This is a genomic window from Ruegeria sp. AH12 (genome assembly GCF_056541465.1).
The window spans coordinates 19,523-40,037 of record NZ_JBQFYL010000023.1; the positions used below are offsets into that span (position 1 = coordinate 19,523).

Annotated in this window: 22 protein-coding genes; 4 read left to right on the forward strand and 18 right to left on the reverse strand. The window is 56.9% G+C overall.

What is annotated here, in order from left to right; translation table 11 throughout:
* Positions 1-44: 44 nt before the first annotated feature.
* From xoxF5 to ACR0EL_RS20530, 4 genes are all read right to left on the reverse strand, one after another.
* Entirely contained in the window at positions 45-1,847 is a 1,803-nt protein-coding gene (gene xoxF5, locus ACR0EL_RS20515) for a lanthanide-dependent methanol dehydrogenase XoxF5 (protein WP_480501913.1), read from the reverse strand.
* Between the two features lie 132 nt (positions 1,848-1,979).
* The gene (locus tag ACR0EL_RS20520) at positions 1,980-2,336 is read right to left on the reverse strand and encodes a c-type cytochrome (protein ID WP_480501915.1); all 357 of its coding nucleotides are present in this window, start codon (positions 2,334-2,336) and stop codon (positions 1,980-1,982) included.
* Between the two features lie 55 nt (positions 2,337-2,391).
* On the reverse strand, positions 2,392-3,225 hold the full coding sequence (gene fghA / locus ACR0EL_RS20525) for an S-formylglutathione hydrolase (RefSeq protein ID WP_480501917.1): 834 nt from the start codon (positions 3,223-3,225) through the stop codon (positions 2,392-2,394).
* Position 3,226: 1 nt separating this feature from the next.
* Positions 3,227-4,339 carry an S-(hydroxymethyl)glutathione dehydrogenase/class III alcohol dehydrogenase gene (locus tag ACR0EL_RS20530; RefSeq protein WP_480501919.1) on the reverse strand — a complete coding sequence of 371 codons (1,113 nt, stop codon included), beginning with the start codon at positions 4,337-4,339 and terminating at the stop codon, positions 3,227-3,229.
* Positions 4,340-4,503: 164 nt separating this feature from the next.
* On the opposite strand from ACR0EL_RS20530, the gene ACR0EL_RS20535 reads away from it, so the two are divergent.
* Both ACR0EL_RS20535 and ACR0EL_RS20540 read left to right on the forward strand, forming a co-directional pair.
* Positions 4,504-5,118, forward strand: a complete 615-nt coding sequence (locus tag ACR0EL_RS20535) for a hypothetical protein (protein WP_480501921.1) — start codon at positions 4,504-4,506, stop codon at positions 5,116-5,118.
* 30 nt (positions 5,119-5,148) lie between these two features.
* Positions 5,149-5,928 (forward strand): pentapeptide repeat-containing protein, encoded by a 780-nt coding sequence (locus ACR0EL_RS20540; RefSeq protein ID WP_480501923.1) that lies wholly within the window; start codon positions 5,149-5,151, stop codon positions 5,926-5,928.
* A gap of 5 nt (positions 5,929-5,933) precedes the next feature.
* On the opposite strand, the gene ACR0EL_RS20545 is transcribed toward ACR0EL_RS20540, so the two are convergent.
* Complete coding sequence (locus tag ACR0EL_RS20545; protein WP_480501925.1) at positions 5,934-6,965, reverse strand: quinoprotein relay system zinc metallohydrolase 2; 1,032 nt, start codon at positions 6,963-6,965, stop codon at positions 5,934-5,936.
* A gap of 122 nt (positions 6,966-7,087) precedes the next feature.
* Between ACR0EL_RS20545 and ACR0EL_RS20550 the strand changes: the two genes are divergently transcribed.
* The gene (locus ACR0EL_RS20550; protein WP_480501927.1) at positions 7,088-7,900 is read left to right on the forward strand and encodes a quinoprotein dehydrogenase-associated SoxYZ-like carrier; all 813 of its coding nucleotides are present in this window, start codon (positions 7,088-7,090) and stop codon (positions 7,898-7,900) included.
* An 18-nt stretch (positions 7,901-7,918) separates the two neighbouring features.
* On the opposite strand, the gene ACR0EL_RS20555 is transcribed toward ACR0EL_RS20550, so the two are convergent.
* The 13 genes from ACR0EL_RS20555 to ACR0EL_RS20615 form a co-directional block, all read right to left on the reverse strand.
* Positions 7,919-8,305 carry a hypothetical protein gene (locus tag ACR0EL_RS20555; protein ID WP_480501929.1) on the reverse strand — a complete coding sequence of 129 codons (387 nt, stop codon included), beginning with the start codon at positions 8,303-8,305 and terminating at the stop codon, positions 7,919-7,921.
* On the reverse strand, positions 8,302-8,976 hold the full coding sequence (locus ACR0EL_RS20560) for a hypothetical protein (RefSeq protein WP_480501931.1): 675 nt from the start codon (positions 8,974-8,976) through the stop codon (positions 8,302-8,304). The genes ACR0EL_RS20555 and ACR0EL_RS20560 overlap by 4 nt, the downstream gene beginning before the upstream one ends.
* Before the next feature lie 31 nt (positions 8,977-9,007).
* The gene (locus ACR0EL_RS20565) at positions 9,008-11,278 is read right to left on the reverse strand and encodes a hybrid sensor histidine kinase/response regulator (protein ID WP_480501933.1); all 2,271 of its coding nucleotides are present in this window, start codon (positions 11,276-11,278) and stop codon (positions 9,008-9,010) included.
* 2 nt (positions 11,279-11,280) lie between these two features.
* A complete protein-coding gene (locus tag ACR0EL_RS20570; RefSeq protein WP_480501935.1) occupies positions 11,281-12,438 on the reverse strand; it encodes an FIST N-terminal domain-containing protein in 1,158 nt (385 codons plus the stop codon).
* 9 nt (positions 12,439-12,447) lie between these two features.
* The gene (locus tag ACR0EL_RS20575; protein WP_480501937.1) at positions 12,448-13,167 is read right to left on the reverse strand and encodes a response regulator; all 720 of its coding nucleotides are present in this window, start codon (positions 13,165-13,167) and stop codon (positions 12,448-12,450) included.
* A 110-nt stretch (positions 13,168-13,277) separates the two neighbouring features.
* On the reverse strand, positions 13,278-14,459 hold the full coding sequence (locus ACR0EL_RS20580; RefSeq protein WP_480501939.1) for a hypothetical protein: 1,182 nt from the start codon (positions 14,457-14,459) through the stop codon (positions 13,278-13,280).
* Positions 14,456-15,130 carry a hypothetical protein gene (locus ACR0EL_RS20585; protein ID WP_480501941.1) on the reverse strand — a complete coding sequence of 225 codons (675 nt, stop codon included), beginning with the start codon at positions 15,128-15,130 and terminating at the stop codon, positions 14,456-14,458. The genes ACR0EL_RS20580 and ACR0EL_RS20585 overlap by 4 nt, the downstream gene beginning before the upstream one ends.
* On the reverse strand, positions 15,127-16,026 hold the full coding sequence (locus tag ACR0EL_RS20590) for a vWA domain-containing protein (protein ID WP_480501943.1): 900 nt from the start codon (positions 16,024-16,026) through the stop codon (positions 15,127-15,129). The genes ACR0EL_RS20585 and ACR0EL_RS20590 overlap by 4 nt, the downstream gene beginning before the upstream one ends.
* Positions 16,023-17,000 carry a VWA domain-containing protein gene (locus tag ACR0EL_RS20595; RefSeq protein ID WP_480501945.1) on the reverse strand — a complete coding sequence of 326 codons (978 nt, stop codon included), beginning with the start codon at positions 16,998-17,000 and terminating at the stop codon, positions 16,023-16,025. The genes ACR0EL_RS20590 and ACR0EL_RS20595 overlap by 4 nt, the downstream gene beginning before the upstream one ends.
* The gene (locus ACR0EL_RS20600; RefSeq protein ID WP_480501947.1) at positions 16,978-17,349 is read right to left on the reverse strand and encodes a hypothetical protein; all 372 of its coding nucleotides are present in this window, start codon (positions 17,347-17,349) and stop codon (positions 16,978-16,980) included. The genes ACR0EL_RS20595 and ACR0EL_RS20600 overlap by 23 nt, the downstream gene beginning before the upstream one ends.
* Entirely contained in the window at positions 17,346-18,251 is a 906-nt protein-coding gene (locus tag ACR0EL_RS20605) for a DUF58 domain-containing protein (RefSeq protein ID WP_480501949.1), read from the reverse strand. Before ACR0EL_RS20605 ends, ACR0EL_RS20600 begins: the two co-directional genes overlap by 4 nt.
* Positions 18,248-19,204 (reverse strand): AAA family ATPase, encoded by a 957-nt coding sequence (locus tag ACR0EL_RS20610; protein WP_480501951.1) that lies wholly within the window; start codon positions 19,202-19,204, stop codon positions 18,248-18,250. The genes ACR0EL_RS20605 and ACR0EL_RS20610 overlap by 4 nt, the downstream gene beginning before the upstream one ends.
* Positions 19,205-19,288: 84 nt before the next feature.
* Positions 19,289-20,215: a hypothetical protein gene (locus ACR0EL_RS20615; RefSeq protein WP_480501953.1), complete on the reverse strand. Its 927-nt coding sequence runs from the start codon at positions 20,213-20,215 to the stop codon at positions 19,289-19,291.
* Positions 20,216-20,337: 122 nt separating this feature from the next.
* Here ACR0EL_RS20615 and ACR0EL_RS20620 point away from each other — a divergent pair.
* Positions 20,338-20,515: tyrosinase family protein (locus ACR0EL_RS20620; RefSeq protein ID WP_480501955.1), on the forward strand; the 178-nt coding region annotated here is incomplete at its 3' end.

The window sequence follows — 20,515 nt, forward strand, 5'->3', positions numbered from 1 at the left end:
AGACCGGCGCGATCCGTCTGGGCCGCGCCGGTCAGTACTTTGGCTTAGTTCGGCAGTGCGAACACGGTCAGCTGACCGCCCAGCGCGGTATAGTCGCTAAGCGCGGCATAGCCGCCAACAGCACCTAGACCATCATTCGGGTTGGTCAAACCAGCCGCCAGACCAATACCGGCCCAGCCACCAACACCCGACAGGATGCCGATGTACTGCTTGCCACCCTGCTCATAGGTCATCACGTTGCCGATGATGCCGGATGGTGTTTTGAACTTGTACAGTTCCTCACCGGTTTCCGCATGAACGGCCTTCAGATAGCCTTCGAGCGTGCCGTAGAAGACCACGTCACCCGCCGTTGCCAGAGCACCGGACCAGACCGAGAACTGCTCGGGCAGCGACCACTTGATCGTTCCGTCGGTGTTGTCCCAAGCGATGAAGTTCCCCATGCCACCATGGCTGTCGGGTGCCGGATACATCGCCAGCGTCGCGCCCACGTAGGGCTGACCTGCGGTGTAAGACACGCGGAACGGTTCATAGTCCATACATACGTGGTTGGTCGGCACGTACATCAGCTGAGTCTTCGGCGAATAGGCTGCAGGCTGTTGGTCTTTGGTGCCCAGAGCCGCGGGGCAGATACCGGTCGAGTTTACATCCTCGCCGTTCTGTTCCGTCGAATACTGCGCAACCACAGCCGGACGACCATAGGTTTCGCTGTTGGGGTCCATGTCGACGCCTGTTGTCCAGTTCACAACAGGATCGAACTTTTCGGCGACCAGCAGTTCACCCGTGACGCGGTCCATGGTGTATCCCAGACCGTTGCGGTCGAAATGGGTCAGGAGCTTGCGCTCAGTGCCATCAATTTCTTGTTCCGTCAGGATCATTTCATTGATGCCGTCATAGTCCCATTCGTCATGCGGCGTCATCTGGTAGAACCAGCGTGCCATGCCGGTGTCGATATCCCGCGCCATGATGGTCATGGACCAGCGGTTGTCGCCCGGACGCTGTGCCGGGTTCCAGGTCGACGGGTTACCCGTGCCATAGTACATCAGGTTCTCGTCCAGATCGGCAGAATACCAGCCCCATGTGGTGCCGCCACCGATCTTCCACTGATCGCCTTCCCAGGTGTTTGTACCCGAGTCCGCGCCCACCGGTTCACCAAGATGCGTGGTCTTTTCCGGATCGACCAGAATGTCCGAATCCGGCCCCATGGAATAGGCCCGCCAGACTTGTTCGCCCGAGTTCATGTCATAGGCCGTGACCGACCCGCGCACACCGAACTCACCGCCCGAGATGCCGACAATCACCTTGTCTTTGATGGGCAGCACAGTGGCTGTATTGGTTTCACCAATCGCCGGGTCGCCATTCTGAACTTCCCAGACAACGTCACCGGAGTTTGCATCCAGTGCCACAACCTTGGTATCCGCCTGATGCAGGAAGATCTTGCCATCCGCATAGGCCACACCACGGTTCACGGTGTCACAGCACATCACAGGAATCACGTCCGGGTCCTGCTTGGGCTCATACTTCCAGACGATCTTGCCGTCATTGGCCAGGTCCAGAGCATAAACAATGTTCGGGAACGGCGTGTGAACATACATCATGTCGCCGATTACCAGCGGCGAACCCTCGTGCCCGCGCAGAACGCCGGTCGAGAAGGTCCACGCCACCTGCAGATCGCCAACGTTGTCCGCGTTGATCTGATCCAATTCGGAATAGCGCTGATTTTTGTAGTCACCCGTCTGGATCGCCCATTGTTTCGAGTTCTCCATCTGAGCAATCAGGTCGTCATTGGCATAAGCCGCAGTGGCCAGCGCAATGGCGATCCCGGAGGTCCAAAGCGATAGATTCTTCATTCAATCTCCTCCCTTTCGTGCAGCGATCTCGCTGCATTGCAACACCTCACCCAGGTCGGATTGCGGTGTCTGTTAATGCGCGCCCAGACCGGTCCTCTTCCGGTCACTCAGACGGGCGAGCAATACGATCTCTTACGACCCGGGGTCCTCAAAGGTCGCAAGATATGCGATGATGTTGGTCCGGTCGTCCTCCTTGCGCAGCCCGGCAAAGGTCATCTTGATCCCCTTTGCGTAGTCGCGTGGTTTGGTCAGAAACGCGTCCAGTTCTTCGGGTGTCCAGACCAACCCTTCTTCCGACAGCGAAACCAGCACCGGCGAATAACCAAACCCTTCAACGGTTGCGGCCTGACGGCCAACGATACCGTTCAGCATAGGCCCCACCTTGTTTTCAGCCCCTTCACCCACGGCGTGGCAGGCCTTGCACTTGCGGAAAACCTTCTCGCCCGCTTCGGGATCGCCTTCGGCACTTGCAAATGCGGGTGCGAGCATGAGGCAGGTTGCTGCGAATACCGTTCTGAACACTATCATTCTTTCCTTGCTGTTTTCATTGGCTGAGACGTTCGGCGTGCCATTCGACATGGTCACGCGCAAAGCTGTTCACGAAAAAATAAGAATGGTCATACCCTTCCTGAATTCTGATCTGTCCGGGTTGGCGGCGCTTGGCCATCATGTTGGCCAAAGCTTCGGGTTTGAGCAGATCAAGGAACTGGTCATCCGCCCCCTGGTCGATCAACAGATCACCCTTCCAGCCGTGTTCTTCGAGCAGCAGGGTGGCGTCATGCGAGACCCAGGTGTTTTCGTCGTCGCCCAGATAGCTGCTGAGTTGTTTGCGGCCCCAATCCGAACGTGTCGGGTGGGCAATCGGCGCAAATGCGGAAAGAGATCCGAATTTGTCGGCGTTCCGGATCGCAATCGTAATCGCCCCGTGGCCGCCCATGGAATGACCAGTGATCCCGTGACGATCCTGAACCGGGAAGTTCTTGAGAACAATGTCGCGCAGCTCGTCCACGATGTAGTCATACATCCTGAAATGCGACCGCCAGGGATCTCGGGTGGCGTTCACGTAGAACCCTGCTCCCTGCCCCAGATCATAGGCATCGTCATCGGCGACGTTGTCGCCGCGCGGCGAAGTATCGGGAAACACAACCGCGACACCGTAGTCGGCCGCCGCTTCTTGGAACCCACCTTTGGTCATCGCGTTCTCGTGGGTGCAGGTCAACCCTGACAAGTACCACAGGACCGGCACTGGACCGGTCTTTGCCTGAGGCGGCAGATAGATTGCAAAGGTCATCTCGCAATCACATGTCTCGGACGGATGGGAATAGACAGTTTGCTCTCCTCCGAAACTGCGGTTTTGCGAGATGACCTTCAGATCCATGTCAGTACTCCACTACCGCACGGATCGATTTGCCTTCGTGCATCAGGTCAAAGCCGTGGTTGATCTCATCAAGTGACAGCTTGTGCGTGATCATGGGGTCGATCTCGATCTTGCCGTCCATGTACCAGTCAACGATTTTCGGGACATCCGTCCGGCCCTTGGCCCCGCCAAACGCAGTGCCGCGCCAGGACCGGCCAGTGACCAGTTGGAAAGGACGGGTCGAAATCTCGGCACCAGCCGGGGCCACACCGATGATGATGCTTTCACCCCAGCCTTTATGCGCGCATTCCAACGCGGTGCGCATCACGCCCACATTGCCTGTGGCATCAAATGTATAATCCGCGCCACCACCGGTCAGCTCGACCAGATGCGCCACGAGATCGCCACTGACTTTCGAGGGGTTCACAAAATCGGTCATACCGAAATGGGTTGCCATATCGGCCTTGCTGTCATTCAAATCGACACCAACGACCTGATCACAACCCGCCATCCGGCAGCCCTGAATGACGTTCAGGCCAATTCCGCCCAGACCAAAAACCACACAGCGCGATCCGATCTCGACCTTGGCGGTGTTGATCACGGCGCCGATGCCGGTAGTAACCCCACAGCCGATATAACAGATCTTGTCGAACGGCGCGTCCTTACGCACCTTGGCCAGCGCGATCTCGGGTACCACCGTATGATTGGCGAAAGTCGAACATCCCATATAGTGATGGATCGGCGTGCCATCCAACATGCTGAAGCGGGTCGTGCCATCCGGCAGCAAGCCAGCCCCCTGCGTGGCGCGCACTTTCTGACACAGGTTTGTTTTAGGGTTCAGACAGTATTCACATTCGCGGCATTCAGGGGTGTAAAGCGGGATCACGTGGTCCCCGACCTCTAGGCTGGTGACACCTTCGCCAACCTCCAAAACAACTCCGGCACCCTCATGACCCAGAATCGCAGGAAAAATTCCTTCGGGGTCATCGCCCGAACGGGTGAACTCATCCGTATGGCATAAACCGGTCGCCTTAACCTCAATCAGGACTTCGCCTGCTTTCGGGCCATCCAGCTCAACCTCCATGATTTCCAAAGGTTGGCCTGCCGCCACAGCAACCGCCGCACGTGTTCTCATTTCTGTCTGTCCTCCCTAGCGCCGGAATCATTCTCAGACCGGCTGCTTGGGTCGAGTATGAGGGCCAGCCCCATGGTCAAACAATTAAGACAATGGTGTGTATTGGGTTGAATGGACTTAGCGCGCAGATTTCATGCATAGTATCCGCGTGGAGGAGAGCTTCGATGTCGAACGGCAAGCTAATTGTCATGGCTTTGGCCTGGCTCGGCGCGGCTGGACCGGGTGTCGCGGCGGATTTTTCTGATCCAACCTGGCCGTGTATTCAGCGCAAGGTCACGGATTTGTCGCTTGGCCTGATGTGGCCACACCAGATCACCGAGGCGGAGCCTTCTGAACACAGTGCCGATATCGATGAAATTGCTGGGCTGCTGGCGCTTCGGCGGATCGAACTGGACGACCTGCAGCCTCAGGTCGCCGAATTTGCCGCCCGCCACAATGGGGACCCGGATGTACTGGGGCTGGTGTTCCAGCATGTTTTTGACACCTTGTCGAAACGTCGCAAACATATCATCGCCGGGATCGGAGAGTTTTCGTTGAACCAGATCGACATGGCCGAAAAGATTGATCTGGCCCGTGTGGAAATGGAACAGGCCTTGTCCGTCGACCCGCCGGATTACGACCGCGTTGACGCGCTAGAGGAGCAGCTGGATTGGGACCAGCTGATCTATTCAGACCGCCAGCGCTCGATCACCTATCTCTGCGAAACGCCCCAAATCCTCGAGCGTCGCCTGTTTGCAATCTCGCAAATGCTTCAGCAGTTGACATCGGACCAAGGGTAAAGCACCGACCAAGACGCACAGGAGGGATTTATGAGACCCTTACTGATCATCTTACTGGCTCTCGCGCCGCTCTCAGCCTATGGCCAATCCCCGCTGAGCGGGGTTGATATGACGCTGCCCAAGATGACCGAAGCGCAGATGACCCGCGCCGAGGTTATCGCCCGGCTCGACGCCACCACAGCCGACACCCCCGCCGATTTCACTAGGGTCTGGTTGAACAATCTGGACCTGTCCGGGCTGGATTTCAGCAATGCAATCCTACGTGCAACATCATTAAACGGCGCAGATTTGTCCGGCTCAACTCTGGACGGCGCGATTTTGAGCCAATCGTGGATGATAGGCGCAAACCTTTCCGGCGCATCGCTTGTTGGGGCTGAGTTGTTTCAGACCCAGCTGGGCAAAGCCGACCTAAGCGACGCTGACTTCACAAATGCCAGAACCGCCGCCGATTTCACTAAGGCAAACCTAACCCGAGCGATATTCAAAGGGGCAGATTTCTCGGCTGATATGCGCAATCAATCCATGGGGCTTATGCGCGGTGTCCTGACCTCGGCGCAAGGCGTAGATGTGGATTTCACCAACGCGCAAATGTCCCGCGCCGATCTGGAATTTGCCAAACTGCCCAACGCGAATTTCACCGGCGCAGACATGTCGATGACAACACTTGGCGGAGCAGACCTGACAGGCGCCACCTTGTCCGGCGCAAATTTTACTAATGCCGATCTAACCGCGACCCGGTTAACGGATGTTCAAGGCGCAGATCAGGCCAATCTGGACGCCGCGAAGAACCTGAACCGTGCCATTCGCTGACGCATCTATTCCCATTCCAATTCGGTAAACGCAATCGTTGCGTTGCGTGGATTGTAAGCCTCGAACAATTCCCATTGTCCGGCTTCCCCTTGTGCGATTGTCTCGACTGCATCGCCCATGCGCTCACCGCTGTCGATTGCCGCACGAGTATCGGTTTCGAGCACTTCCAGATAGCGCACCATGTCTTCAGCGCCTTCGGGCCAGGCCAGGATAGGCCCACCATGGCCGGGTACGATTTGGGTCACATCCAGTCCGGTCAGCCGTTTCAAAACGCGCTGCCAACCGATCAACTGGCCATCCAGGGCCGGGGTATGCCGGTGAAATACAAGATCGCCCGTGAACATGACGCCGGAGTTTACGTCCATCACCGTCAGGTCATTCCCAGTATGCGCTCTGGGCCAGGCCCGCAGGATCAGTTTACGCGCACCCAGATCAATCTCTTCTTCGGTCTCAACGGCAAGGTCGACATTGATTGGTCCAACACCCACATAGGCGCTGGCTCCGATCACAGCACTCAGGCTTTCGACGTAGTTGCCCAGCCGGTCCAGCAGCGCCCTCTCCAGCCCCGCATGGCCAACAACCTCTGCCCCCGCAAGAGTCAGAGGCCCCGCCCCAAGCGTATGATCGGGGTGCATGTGGGTCAAAATAACGTGACTGACGGGTTTGTCCGTCTCCGCGCGAATGGCACGCCAGATGGCCTCTCCCATCCAGGGGGCGGTTCCCGTATCAATCACGGCAACACTGTCCTGGCCGATGACAAAGCCGATATTCGACACATCCCCCAGATTGTCTGCATTGGGTTCTTCAATCCGGCCGCGATGCACGAAAAGACCGGGCGCGGCTTCTTCGAATTCCAGTGTCCGACCAATGAGTTGGCAAATGGGATTACCGCTGTGCTCGTCGGAAAGCGGTGGAGGCATCATCTGCAATCTCTGTTCGCAACCGGCCTGAGACACAGCTTCGTAGCCCGGCAAAAGCTGCTCTCTGCAGGGCTCGGTCGCAGCCTGCGCGCATATCAAAATCACGGCTTCGAACATGGTAATCCTCCGCCTTGAAGACTGACACAGATCGGTGCCAGAACCACACCGCCTTTCGTCGGCATGTATTCTATTGGCGTTTTATGGCATATTCTACGGCACCGGTTGCCGGAGGAGATAGCATGGCCAGAGCAATAGCACCCGCAGCGATCCTTTCACTTGCGCTTTCCTTGCCCGCATGGGCGGAACAGCCGATCAAGAATCCGCTTGTTGACAGCGAAACCTGGCAAGAACTGCAATATGATGTGGTGGGCGACGCCCAGATCGGAAACGCCGACCTGCTGCTTGCGCTGGATGCCCCCTATCGCGCACACGATGCTGCGACAGTACCCATCGTTCTAAAACAGCTTGATCCCAATGCCCAGATATCCGCCGCAACGGTAGTAATCGACGAAAACCCAGCCCCGATTGCGGGCGTCTTCACCTTTTCACCAGCCATGGGTGAATTGGATTTCGAGATGCGGGTCCGCGTGAACCAATATTCGAATATTCGTGTGATCGCAGAAACGCCAGAGGGGCTTCATATGACGGGCCGCTTTGTCAAAGCCTCAGGCGGCTGCTCGGCCCCGGCCAGCAAGGACCCTGAGGTCGCGCTGGCGTCGATGGGAAAAATGAAGCTGCGCAGCTTTGGGCAAGAGGCGCAGATTTCGACACCGCGCCGCGAAGCGCAGATCATGATCCGCCACCCGAACTATTCCGGCCTGCAACGCGATCAGGTCACGCAACTGTTCATTCCTGCGCATTTCATTGACCATATTGAGGTCTGGCAGGGGGAAGAGCTGTTGTTCACCATGGACGGCGGCATTTCGATCTCGGAAAATCCCGCCTTCCGGTTTGCCTATGACGACAATGGTTCGACCATGTTGACGGTCAAGGCGACGGATACCGAAGGCAACATCTTCGAGAAAGACCTCCCCAAAGCCGCGGCCAGCTGATCGGCGCCAGCGGTTAATTCAGAAACAGACAACTTCGGCCTCGGCCTGCGCCCGGCGCAGGTCAGCCACCATGTTTTCGGCAAGCACTGCGCTTTTGAAAAACGCCATGCGCTCGCCCCCGACCCGGCGCATCGACAGGACAGTTTCCGCCTGTTCGTATTGCTCATAAGGCAGGATCGAGGCGATCAGATCAATCGAACACGAGCACCGATCCAGCATCTCGCGCGTTTGGCCATTGGTGACCATACAGGCAAACACGTAATCCGCGCGCGCTGCGGTCGGGTAGTCGTTCAGTCTGTCTGCAACGCTCTGTGCGGACGCAATGGTCGGCACTGTCAGACAAGCAGTAATCAGGGCCGCAACGGTCGTGCGGCCCCGTTCCCTTATTTGGCCAGAGGCTGTCATTCACGAACCTCCTGCAATCCTTCAAACTGCATTTCTGATCGGTAAACAGCAGCACCCCCGCCCTCGGGCACAGCTTCTGCCACAAGGCTCAGATACCACCCCGGAACCTCTTCTGACACGGTGACGCTAAGGACAAGATTCCCGAATCCTAGCATGCGGTCCCGGTTTGAATCCTCGGCAAAAGGACGCATCAGGATGGTCTGCACGGGAATGGTTTTACCGTCGATCACTGCCTCGCCCTCAACAACTTCGGCGGGTTGGATCAGAGCATCCTTGACGCGGTTTCGGATGTAAAACGGACTTCCACCGGCGGACTCGGCCATATCCCGGATGGCACTTTCATAAAATACCATGATCATCGGATTGCCGACGCTGGCCGGGAAAACACCCAGCGCCCGGTGTTTGTTGTCCTTGCGAAACTCCAGATGCGCCATTTCGGTCCCATCGTCCTTAAAACTGAGCGCAATGTCACCGGTATCCCGTTCTGCCGTATCGGGCCTAAGCCGGTTTGTAACGGTGCGCTGATAAACAAGTTCCTTGTCGCGGGCGATGGTGTCCAGAACGCCATTTTGGAAAAGCAAATCATAGGCCTGCTCGGCATCAAGCGACGCAGCGGATGCCGGATTCAAACTCAAAATCGAAATTGCCAGCCCGCTAAGAAACATTCTCATGATTTTGTCCTCCCATGGATGAGAGTATGGGCTAATCGCCCCATGTCACCGCCGACTTTTGTCGGTGTTTGATGCCTGAGTGGCCCACCGCGCGCTGAATCTTCCAGATGATCAACGACCGAAGCCGTTGCAGCTTCACCGGTTTCGTCATAACCGAAATCTCATGCCGCAATCCGTCTTGACGCAAAGCTTCGCTGCGATCAGCCGTAATCAGAATTGCAGGTACCTGAACCTGCGTCATCTCTCGGATCTGGCGAATGGCGTTTACACCGGTTTCTCCGTCATCCAGTTGATAATCGGCCAGAATGATGTCCGGGGGCATCCCTATATCTTCGACGAATTGCATTGCTTCCTGCGGCGACCGGGCTGGCAGAACGCTTGCCCCATTCTGTTCCAGCCACTGCGTTGTTCCAAACAGAACATCGCGGTCGTTTTCGATCACCAAAACGATGAAGTCCAAAGGCACATCGCCCGCATTCGCCAAAAGATCCAACGGTTCAACGGCACTTTGCGCCGCTTCGACCCTGTCCATTTCGATGCTGAACACAGATCCGATACCGGGTTTGGACCGAAGCGATAGCTTGTGACCCAATAGCCGGCAGGCGCGGTCCACTACTGACAACCCCAATCCCATACCAGAACCAAATGGAACGTTTTCGGCCCGTGTGAATTCTTCGAACACACGCTCCTGATCCTTGCGTGCAATACCGATGCCTGTATCCCAGACTTGCAAAACAACCTTGTCGCCTCGCCTGCGGCACCCCACCAAAACCCGGCCTCCGGGCTCGGTATACTGGATGGCATTCACCACCAGATTCTGTATCGACCGTAAAAGATAAACCGAGTCAGAGTTCACGATTTCCGAACACAAAACCACGTCAAGCTGGACATTCTTGTTCTCGGCAACCAGCGTCTGATCTCCTTGTATCCCGGCAATCATCGAAGCAAGGCTGACATCCGTCGGGGAAACCGTATCCGGATCGGCCGTATCCAACCGCGAGATATCCAGCAACGAATGCAACAGCTGTTCGGCAGATCCGAATGCGCCGTCCAGCCGCTCCATCATCTCGTGGAACTCGGTCTCTCGCGTGATCTCCAACAGGGTCGAGATCATGAGTTTTGCCGCATTGATCGGCTGCAGCAGGTCGTGGCTCGCCGCTGCAAGAAACCGTGTCTTGGAAGAAACCGCAGCTTCAGCGCGTTCCTTTGCGATCCGCAGCGCCTCTTCCACCCGTGCCTTTTCTTCGTATTCCTGCACAAGCTTGCCGTTGGCATGGGTCAGTTCCGCTGTGCGTTCCATAACCCGATTTTCCAGCGTCTCGGTCGCGCGCGCCTCAAGCGTTACGTCTTTTAGCTCGACGAGAAAGCCACCGTCCGGCAGTTGGTTGACCTGTATGTCCAACACACGGTCCGAACCATCGCGCACGCGTTTGCGCAGCCAGCCTCGACTTTTAAGCTGGTTTTGCCACTCACCGATCTTGAGCTCATCATCTGCCTTGATCAGCCCCCGCGCGCGCATCAGATCCAGAACAGTCTGCACAGATGTATTTCCCTGCAGCACAGATAGCGGCAGGTTCAGAATTTCCCGGAACCGCGGATTGTGCATCATGATCTGGGCATCGGAAGAAAAGGTGCAAACGCCCGAGCTCATGTTTTGAAAAACCGCCTGAAGGTAATCTTCTTGCCGGTCGATCAGAGTTTCTTTTTCGTCGCGATTCCGCCGGACAACTGACGTGATGTCTGTGAGCAAAATGACCACGTTCTGAGGGGATGTGTGTTGCGCGCTGAATTGATACCAACGGTCGCCGCGCAATTCGATCACGTCACTGGACACCATGCCCGTGTGACAGTTGCGCTCTAGCGTATCCAGCATATTCGATATGCCATTGTCGGACGAGACAAATTCAGGGCTGTTCTGCACCAGCAGAAAGAACCGCCCCAGGCTGAGACCAGGCCGGACAACGTCAGAGATATCGGGGAAAATCGCCTGAAACAGCTCGTTACACAGGTTCAATTCACCATCGGTGAACAGCGCGAACCCCTCTTCCATGGAAGACAGCGCTTTGACAAGGCTCTTGCGGGTCTGCTCCCGTTCGTATCTGGCGCTTTCAAGTTCGGTTGTAGCGCGTTCCAGATCGCGGCTCTGCTCCATTACCTGCTGCTGCAGTTCGATCGCCGACTGAAAGGCCAGGAACGCAGACGGGCCCATATCTTTCTGGCGGTTTGCGCGCCGCATCAATGCGTCAATGATTTTGGCTTGTTTAGAGACCTGTAGCTCTAGCGGATCCTCTGGATTTAGCATGGTTAGCTCAGATCCCGCTTCTCTGGCTCAAAGAAGGCGACACCCACAAAGGTCTGGTTCATATGTACGCCGGATTGCTGCTCTCCGTAGGTATTGAAACCAACCACCCGATGCGATTGCAAAACATCCGAGACCTGATTGCTCAGTTGTTTCTGTTCGATCTCCAGCTTACGCAGAATACAATCGAACCCAAGGATGAAATCCGGCGCTGTTCCGGCATTGTCCCGCACATCCAGACCGGCTTTGAGCGTTTCGATGATTTCCTTCCCACGCCCCAGTGTCATGATAAGGCCGTCATCAATCGCCGCGAGAAAAGACAGAGAATCCCCCTGCATCGGTTCGCGAATGGCGCGCACATAATAGTTCAGATTCTGTCTTAAAAGCAGAGGGTTTTCAGCAAATACCAGCGGTGAAAGATCTTCGGCGGCGCAGCCGACAAGACGTGCGTATTCCTGTGCTGCTGGGGCACCATTGATCTCATAGACCACACGTTCTTCCGGGTCGGCGTCAGTGATGATGATCTCGGTCCCAATCGGCAAGAAATGGTCGAATCCGATGCCCTGAAAACCAAGGTTGGTTTCGATCAACAGCAGGACAGCTGCATTGCTGTAGGCCTTGCCGCCATGAAAGACAAACGTCTCTTCATATTGCAGACCATCTCCGGCAGAGCCGCCAAATATTGGCAATCCGTCCAGAACGGTCTCCAGCGTTGAGACCAGCAAGTCTTCTTGCTTGGACAAGCCGTCCGTAAACACCAGCGCAAGCCTGTTCCACCCTGCCGTATGACGAAACCTCTCAGCCTGTCTCTGTGCGGTGACTGCAATCTCTGTCGAGTCCAGTGGCCTGAGTCCTTCGTACAAAATGGAGGAGCATCGAAAGTTGGACTTTGGGAATGCCAGCAGAAGAAGGGCGTCTGACTCGTACCCGGATTGCGTAATTTGCCCTGCAGTGGTGCAGCCAAAAACAGGAACCCCCGCCAGTTTTTGATTCAAGCTGAGCGACACGTCTGCCGGGTCAAGATTGCTGGGAATGAAGGCCAGGACGAAACACGACAAATGGCAATCGATTTCCGCGCAGGCTTCTTCAACAGCAGCCGCCGGGTCCAAGGCAACGGAACGGCCTATGGCAATAAAATTCGGTCCGTGCTCCAGATCCCGCATGGGTGCCCCCTAGTGTTGAAGAAAGGATTTAACCTCCGGCTCATGTCGCGACTGACGGGCTACAACCGAGTCGACCAGAACGGCGGCCTGGGTTCGGTTGCGCACCCCAAGACGGCGCAGCAAAGCGGTGATATGCGCCTTGACCGTTGCCTCGGCCAGCGACAGCTCATATGCGATCTGTTTGTTGGACTGGCCCACGCAAATCAGCTTGAGAATTTTGACCTGTTGAGGGGTCAGCGAGGAAAGCTCGGGACTGGATTGGTAAACTTCGCTTTCCGGTGGCTTCGTCTCTTCAATGCGGCTGTATTCGGTTGGCACATACTTGCGACCAGACAAAATCTCCTGAATCGCGAGCTTGAGCGTTTGCGCCGGAGTGTCTTTGGGCAGAAATCCCATCGCACCGTGATCCAGCAGAGATCGCACAAGCTCACCAGAAGCCAGCGACGATATCACCAGAACCGGTACCTTGGGACAGCGCTGCCGCAGCTGTTGAAAACCCGAGATACCTGTAACGTCGGGCAATTTGAGGTCGAACATGATCATATCAGGTTTGAAGCCTCCGGCAAGTATCTCGAAGGTCTGTTTGAGTGTATTGGCTTTTTCAATCCGGCAGTTCTCGAAACTCAGTTTCAATGCTGCTGCCAATGCATCGCTGAACAGCGGATGATCATCCACGATAAGCACCTTGGACACGTGATCCACAGGTTTAGTGCATCCCACGGTATGCATTTCGTCTCCTCCGATGGGAAAGGTACAGCATTTCCTGATCAGTTCAACACTTTCGTTTTCGCGCAGGCGAAAGATGCCATAAATAACAAAAGCTTGATAACTCTGCAGATCTAGTTTCGAAGGAATCTCGCAGCAAAAACCGTTAGATCAGGTGCGGTCGCTTTGGGGTCGAAAATCCGCCGATCCAATTCGCGTATTTGTTCGACACGCCTGGAAGATGGTCCGTCGCGGTGTAGAATCGCGACAGCAGCTTGCCGCAGCCCGCCGACGCTACCGGTTTTGGCACTACGCCGCAAATCACGAAGCAGTGGATCGAAAATGCCAAAACGCTGCAGCGCCTTTGACGCGGCCACTTTGTGACCGGACATGCCCAACGCCAAACCAGCCAGAAAAACGACACTGGCCAACGCGAACGCAGGCCATCCCAACAGTGTCACACGGGACGTCTGTGTGTCCGTTCTATCGACAGGCACTTCTTCGCTAACCGTGCCGTAGGCTATGCGCTGGGGCGAGATGGTGACCTCGTGAGTTTCCCGCGCCACGGTGTCAAAATAGCTAAACTGCAAGGGCTCAACGATGCCCGATGTTTCGTTGGAAGGGCGAATGGTCCACCGCCAGAACGCATAGGTTACGGGCCCCTCCGGGGTCAGTTCGACCAGGCGTTTCTCAGGATGAGCAAAGATCAGGGCCGAGGGCGACTTCAATTCAGGCATCGGTGGGATCATATCAGGCGTTGCACCCAAAGCCTCTAACCGGATAACGCGCAAGACACCCTCGCCGGGCGCGAGTTGATCCGGGGCGTTCGACCACTGGTCCGATATCTGCAATTTGCGCAGCGGAAACCACCAATCCTTGGTGGCCGGGGCTTCGGCTACTTTAATGGTCAACGGCTCCGATTGAATCTCGTGCTCGAACCAGTCGTCATTTTCGTCGGTCAGGGTCAGCCGGTGAATGAACGGACCAATTTCAAGCTCGCCCGCTTCGACAGGATAGACTGCCATGCGACGGGTAAACACTTTGTACTTCCGGCCATTGATCCGTTCCTCCGACCAACTATCCGGCCCCAGCTGCGCCCAGCTAAAGCCTTCGAAATCAGGTTGGATCAACTCTTCCCTCGTGATGTGCCGACGGTAAACACCCCGGATCGTCAAAAGCACCATCTCACGGGTGAAGGGCACAGCGGCGGTGTCGTCTACGCTTACCTCTATAGACACCTCCGATGGCAGCACTGTCTTTGACTGCGCCAGAACCTGAAGCGGGAAAGCAACGAGAAGGAACACCAGCCACCTCATTCCGGACTCTCCGGTGCCGGAGGCGAAAGGCCAAGCTTCACCCTGAGCTTATGTTCCTGCGCAATCCGGGCCGCCATGAACTCACCCGGAACATCCGACAGCTGATTGAGCCAGCGTTGGTCGGCCACCATGAACTTGTCGTCAAAGATGCGCCGCACACCCAATCGCCCGCGGCTGTCCAGTTCAGCCAGCCCCAGCATCGTGTTCGAGTTCGTGACCTCACTTCCAGTTCCGGCCGCGCGCGCATCGCCGCGCGCCACAAAACTGTCGGCCTTTGGTCCCGACTTGCGTTCGGGGAACAGGCCCAAAGCCTCAGGGTCGATCTGTTGCCCTGCATAATAAGCCGCAAGCACGTCGAAATTCGCCTGAGCGTCCGAGTTACCTTGACCGATGGCCTGATCATAGGCCTCCAGTGCGGCAGCCAGCCGACCATTCTGTGCCTCAGCATTCCCGAGATTGTAATGGTCCCCGGCGCTTTCGAACGCTTTTGCAGCTTTGTCGAATGTCCTGGCTCGATAGAGGGCAACGCCTTGCCAGTCTGGATCGGAGAACAGTTTTGCAGCCAGCGGATACAAACCAATTGCCAGAGCAACACGCCCAAAGGGGGCGGCCCCGCCCAACGCAAGGGCAAGGGCTATGCACGCAGCACCTGATATCGCAAGCCATCTCATGCCCGTTCTCTCCAGAACAGAAAAAGCAGGGGGAACAGTGCGAGAAACAGCAGATACCGCCCCAGATCTTGCCAGAACAGCACCGGATACTCTGCCCGCTCCAGCCGGGTTGCCGCCTCATCTGCCAACCACAGCGCCAGATCATCTGTCTTGTCTAAGGTGAAGACAGCGCCCCCACCAACACTCGCATGGGTCTGCATTTGCGCTGTCGGAGGTTGCAACGACACCAAGGACACGCGCGCCCCGCGCGCAGCAAGCGCGGTGACCTGTTGCAGCGAGGTTGATCCTAATCCTTTGCCGTCGGTGAATACCACGACGTCCCCGGCCAAGATGCCAGCCTCTTCTATCCGCTGAAGTGCCAAGGCCAATGCGCGTTCGGGTCGCGACCCTTTGTCGGGGACGGTTTCTCCGTCGATCAGCGAGAAGGTTTGCCCCAGTTGCCGGTGATCGATTGTCATATCTGTTGCGACATAGGCATCGCCCGCGAACACGATAATCCCACCGGGACGGGAACCAAGCGCGCTGACACCAAAGCGCCCCATGCTCAGCATTTGTGGCCAGCGGTCGTGCTCTGCCACGCTTTCTGAAGCATCAACAAGAAACAGCACGCCATCCAGATTGCGATAGGTTTGCGCATCACGCCGTTCGATGGCCGGGCCAGTCAGAGCAATCGCAATGATCCCCGTGGTCAACAGTAGGGCAACCGGTGTCAGCGGGAACGAACCACCTTCGATCCGGCCAATCGCCGCCATTGCTTTCATAAGCTGCGGATCGGTGATCTTGTCCCAGGCACCGAATCCCCCGGTGCGAGACAGAACCCACCAACCGAGCCCACAGATTACGAGCAAGGCGAGCCCCCAAAACGGCCGAAGCAGAGTGACATCCAGCGCGCTCATTGCGCTTGCCTCCACGCCGCGAACAAGGCGATTGCGGCAGCCAGCGCTGCGGGCCACGTCCAATACGCCCTATAAATTTCCGCCGTCAGGCCCGCGCTATCCGTCGCCTCCAATCGATCCAGCGCCTGTGTAACCTCAATCAGATCATCGGTGGTTTTGACTCGGAAGGCCTCGCCACCGGACACTTCGGCAATTGCGCGCAAGGTGGCAGCGTCGACCACTCCGCGCTCACCCACGTCAGCGCTTTCCAAGTCCTTGGGGCCAAGCGCAATAGTATGGACTCGCACCCCAATCTCAGCCGCCAATTCCGCCACACCGCGGGGGTTCGTGGCACCAGCGTTGTTCACCCCGTCCGACAACAGGATTACAACCCTCGACGCTGCTTGACTGTCCGCCAAACGTTTCAGGGCAAGGCCCAGACCGTCAGAGATGTTGGTGGCGCGGCCCGAGATACCGATTGTGGCCTCTTCGATCCGTCGCGCGACAGCCTCGGTGTCGAATGTAAAAGGCGTGGCGAAATAAGCCTCGGACCCGAACACGATCAACGCCACCCGGTCGCCAGCACGGCGTCGGGCAAATTCGGCCCCAACGCTTGTCACCGCCTCCAAACGGGTGATCTGGCGCCCTTCGAGGTGAAAATCATCCCGCACCATTGATCCCGAAAGATCCAGAACAATCGCAAGGTCTCGTCCGGAAACCTTCAAAGCGCTAACCGGCTGGAGTTCGCGCGGGCCGGACAAGGCAAAGACAATAAGCGCCCAGATGATCCATAAGACGAGCCGGTCAGTCAGACGCCGGTTTGCGGTGCCACTTTGCGGGCTGGCCGCCAGAAGCATCTTGCCGATGCGATCCGGAACCGGAAAGCCGCGTTCTAACACGGGCCGTGGTTTCAGCATGAACACAATCACCAGGGGCAGTGGCAACAGCAGCAAAACCCATGGATCAGCAAGCTCAAACACGACCCGCGACCTCATCCCGCAGGGTCTCCAGATCGGGGCCGCGTCCGGGTTGGTATAGATCACTGCGCAATTCAGCATATCGCGTCGGATTCTGATCCTGCAGCCTGTGCAACAAGGCAACCCTGCGCCGGTCCAAAGACCAGCCCGGCTGTTCAGTCGATTGATCGGATGCTGTCGCGGGGATGTTGGCGGCAGTCTTAACGCTCAGAAAACGCAAGAGGGCGACGCAACCAACAGAGGCCAGCGCCGCGATACCAAAAACAACCGCATATTCGGCCAGCACCCCACCTGCTGCCTCGGCGGGTAAATGGATGTCCCGTAGACTGGCCAGCATTGCAACCTCAGAGAGGGCTTTCTCACTCATGCCACGTATCCGACCGCGAAAGCCGACGAAATGCGGCGAGATGTATGTTCCACCGGATCGCTGGCATTCACGACTAGCGCAGGGTGCGTTGTGATCTTCTGATAGGTTAGCTCAATCAAAGGCTGTGCCTCGGTAAGATAAACGCGCTTTTGTTGCCCATCCGACAGGCGGATCGGATACCAGCCTCTTGGCATTTCATGCGTCTTGCTCTCGGTCACAAGAACCAAACGCGGATTTCGCCGATGATCAAGCCGGTCCAGCAGGTCGGAAAATCCGTCTCCCTGTTGATCAAAGCCTGACGCTATGATCACCTCGGACCCGGTGGGCGTTAGCCGTTCCACCCCGGCCAAAGCCTGTAGCAACGTCCAACCCTCATCCTTGCCGTTTTGTAAGGCGGTCAGACTGCGGGCATGGGCCTGAACCAGACCACCAATCACATCCAGCATTCCGCGTGTTTTGCCGCGCGGCGGAACAATGACGGAGGTGTCGGTCGTAATCGCCAGCAGACCCACGCGCCCGCCGCTCTCAACCATGTGCCACCCGATCAAAGCCAAAGCCTCGGCTGCGGCAACCGAGAGAAACGCCCGCTGCAGGCCCCAGAACATCGGCGTCCGGAAATCGGCCACCAATAGGGCGACCCGATCCCGTTCCTCCTGAAACTGACGGACATGCAGACGCCCGGTACGGGCGGTGGTTCCGCGATCCAAATGACGAATATCATCGCCCGCCACATATTCGCGCACATCCACAACCTCGACTCCCTGTCCACGCTTTCGGGTCAGAAAGCCTCCGGGCAAGGCCGCCATTGATGGATTTTCGTGATCAGCCAATGCAATGTGCCGCAAAGCGATCAGGGCATCTGTTGTAAGGCTTACGCCCGCATGTCCCAGTGCATCGGTCACAGCGGCTGTACCGCATTCAGAATATCGGAAACCAGTTCGCGCGGCTTTTTCCCATCCGCAACGGCCCTCCAAGTCAGCACCATGCGGTGGGCCAGCGCATCCGGTGCAACGGCGGCCACGTCCTCGGGCAGGGCAAAATCGCGGCCGCGCAAATAGGCGCGCGCACGAGAGGCCGAAGCCAATGCCAATGACCCCCGGGGTGAGACGGCATGTTCCACATGTTCAGCAAACGGGCCTTCACGCGTCGCGGTCACAAGCCGCACGATATAGTCACGCAACTCTGGGGCCACGTGAACCGCCTGCGCCTCGGTGCGGGCTGCCTTCAACTCGTCCAGTGTCATCTGCTGCACCGCGGGCGGGCCGTCCTGCGTTTCAGCGATGACCAGATCAAGTATCTGACGCTCGGTTTCCAGGTCCGGCAGAGTCAGAACGACATGCAGCAGGAACCTGTCCAGCTGCGCCTCAGGCAAGGGAAAGGTTCCATCATGCTCAATCGGATTCTGCGTCGCGATGACCAGAAAGGGATCCGGCAGAGCGTGCGTTTCATTGCCAACCGTAACCTGATGCTCTGCCATGGATTCCAATAGAGCAGACTGCACCTTGGGTGGCGCGCGATTGATCTCATCAACCAGAACCAGAGTGTGAAACACAGGCCCTGGAACAAACTCAAAGCGGCCTTCTTGAGGCTGGTATACAGGCGTTCCGGTCACGTCAGACGGCATCAGGTCCGGGGTACACTGGATACGGGCAAAACTGCCCTCGACTGCATTCGACAGCCATTTAACCGCTCGTGTCTTGGCCAGCCCCGGCGGTCCTTCAACAAGAAGATGGCCACCTTCCAGCAAAGCAATCAGAAGGGATTCCACCAGATGCGCGTGGCCGACAAGCCCCTGCGACAAGTACCCGGACAATCCCGCAATCGGGCGCGGCGGGTCTTCAGGTCTTGTGTCCATATGTCCTCCGATCGACCCCGAGGGCGCAATACCTGCGTGCAGGCTAACCGGAGTCACCCCTTCAGCAAAACACACCAGATGGTATTACCTGGACACACGGACCAATGTTGTGCAGCCTTCGTCAAACAGGGCCGCAAACTGCGGATCAGCCAGCGTTTCATCCGTCTGCGCCCAGAGGCGATCATATTGGCTGTCAATGTAATCTATAAAGCCCGGGTCAATGGTCTGATCAACCGGGGATTGTGCGACCGCATGCATCATGAAGATGTCAAACGCACACAGACCGCTTGGGTTCGAATTCAACAGCGCGCGCATGAAGTCGTGAGAACTCCATGGCAAGCGCTGCAAGTTCACCGGCGTCTCCTGCAGTTTGGACAAGAACCCTGCAGACTTGTCATACAGCAGGATATCCATGCCAAATGTGAAGGATTGAAACAGCTCTTCTAACAGGATCGATTTGTGAAAGTCTATCTCAAGCTTGCCCGGCCGGTCATGGGCGGGCTGCTTGACCACAATATGAGTCCCCTGCCCCCGGTGGCCAAAGAAGGTCTGTGCCATTGCCGGAGACGTCACCATATATGTACGTCCCGCAGGCAACCCAAGCTGATGCAATTCGCTGAGCCAGTCAATATCCGCGGACAAATCCTGGTTGGGCGGGTACCCCGAATACAGCCGCAAAACCACGGTCCGGCCGGTTCCGCAGTTCTGCGCAGAAGGACCAGCATAGCGCATGGGTGTCGGGTGCCCAAAGCTGTGTTTCAACAACTCTCTGAAGGCATTCAAAACCACCAAAGTCTGCGGATGTGGCCTTTCGCCGACCAGGCACAGGGCTGCCCCCACCAGATCACGCCCGTTAATGTGAACGGGGATTGCCATGTCGCGCCCCAGCATGGTCGAGCGCAACTCGTACCCCCACCCCTGCCGGGCAAGTTCCATATAGTCGCGCTTTTCCGCATGAAGCGCGCCTGCAAACGCGATTATCGCTGCTATCTGTAAAAATAGATAACGCATGCAACCCCTCTTAAGGTGAAGCACATCGTATCTGGAATACGCGCACGGTCCAAGAGCGGCGGCAATGTTCAATCGAACTCAAGCACTCCGGTCACCCGGCGCCATGTCAAGCACAACCACATCTGCTTTTTGACCCTATTTTCTATGCACACCGCTGCATGGTCGATAGGTTCTGGGCAAACTGGCAAGCGCTTAATCCTGATGCTGAAATACCGAAAGAAGTATTGGATATAGAACTGTCGCCGTTTCCGCTTACGGTTGCCGATGTACTCGAAATTGAGGAATTGGGCTACGCGCCCC

Coding starts and splice junctions, on each gene's coding strand:
- ACR0EL_RS20570 (WP_480501935.1), bottom strand. CDS start 12,438: ATGCGGGATCTGGAGCACGGACCGAATTTTATTGCCATAGGCCGTTCC.
- ACR0EL_RS20555 (WP_480501929.1), bottom strand. CDS start 8,305: ATGACAGCCTCTGGCCAAATAAGGGAACGGGGCCGCACGACCGTTGCG.
- ACR0EL_RS20595 (WP_480501945.1), bottom strand. CDS start 17,000: ATGAGGTCGCGGGTCGTGTTTGAGCTTGCTGATCCATGGGTTTTGCTG.
- ACR0EL_RS20530 (WP_480501919.1), bottom strand. CDS start 4,339: ATGAGAACACGTGCGGCGGTTGCTGTGGCGGCAGGCCAACCTTTGGAA.
- ACR0EL_RS20545 (WP_480501925.1), bottom strand. CDS start 6,965: ATGTTCGAAGCCGTGATTTTGATATGCGCGCAGGCTGCGACCGAGCCC.
- xoxF5 (WP_480501913.1), bottom strand. CDS start 1,847: ATGAAGAATCTATCGCTTTGGACCTCCGGGATCGCCATTGCGCTGGCC.
- ACR0EL_RS20520 (WP_480501915.1), bottom strand. CDS start 2,336: ATGCTCGCACCCGCATTTGCAAGTGCCGAAGGCGATCCCGAAGCGGGC.
- ACR0EL_RS20585 (WP_480501941.1), bottom strand. CDS start 15,130: ATGAGATGGCTTGCGATATCAGGTGCTGCGTGCATAGCCCTTGCCCTT.
- ACR0EL_RS20575 (WP_480501937.1), bottom strand. CDS start 13,167: ATGCATACCGTGGGATGCACTAAACCTGTGGATCACGTGTCCAAGGTG.
- ACR0EL_RS20600 (WP_480501947.1), bottom strand. CDS start 17,349: ATGAGTGAGAAAGCCCTCTCTGAGGTTGCAATGCTGGCCAGTCTACGG.
- ACR0EL_RS20590 (WP_480501943.1), bottom strand. CDS start 16,026: ATGAGCGCGCTGGATGTCACTCTGCTTCGGCCGTTTTGGGGGCTCGCC.
- ACR0EL_RS20615 (WP_480501953.1), bottom strand. CDS start 20,215: ATGCGTTATCTATTTTTACAGATAGCAGCGATAATCGCGTTTGCAGGC.
- ACR0EL_RS20550 (WP_480501927.1), top strand. CDS start 7,088: ATGGCCAGAGCAATAGCACCCGCAGCGATCCTTTCACTTGCGCTTTCC.
- ACR0EL_RS20565 (WP_480501933.1), bottom strand. CDS start 11,278: ATGCTAAATCCAGAGGATCCGCTAGAGCTACAGGTCTCTAAACAAGCC.
- ACR0EL_RS20560 (WP_480501931.1), bottom strand. CDS start 8,976: ATGAGAATGTTTCTTAGCGGGCTGGCAATTTCGATTTTGAGTTTGAAT.
- ACR0EL_RS20540 (WP_480501923.1), top strand. CDS start 5,149: ATGAGACCCTTACTGATCATCTTACTGGCTCTCGCGCCGCTCTCAGCC.
- ACR0EL_RS20610 (WP_480501951.1), bottom strand. CDS start 19,204: ATGGACACAAGACCTGAAGACCCGCCGCGCCCGATTGCGGGATTGTCC.
- fghA (WP_480501917.1), bottom strand. CDS start 3,225: ATGGATCTGAAGGTCATCTCGCAAAACCGCAGTTTCGGAGGAGAGCAA.
- ACR0EL_RS20580 (WP_480501939.1), bottom strand. CDS start 14,459: ATGAGGTGGCTGGTGTTCCTTCTCGTTGCTTTCCCGCTTCAGGTTCTG.
- ACR0EL_RS20535 (WP_480501921.1), top strand. CDS start 4,504: ATGTCGAACGGCAAGCTAATTGTCATGGCTTTGGCCTGGCTCGGCGCG.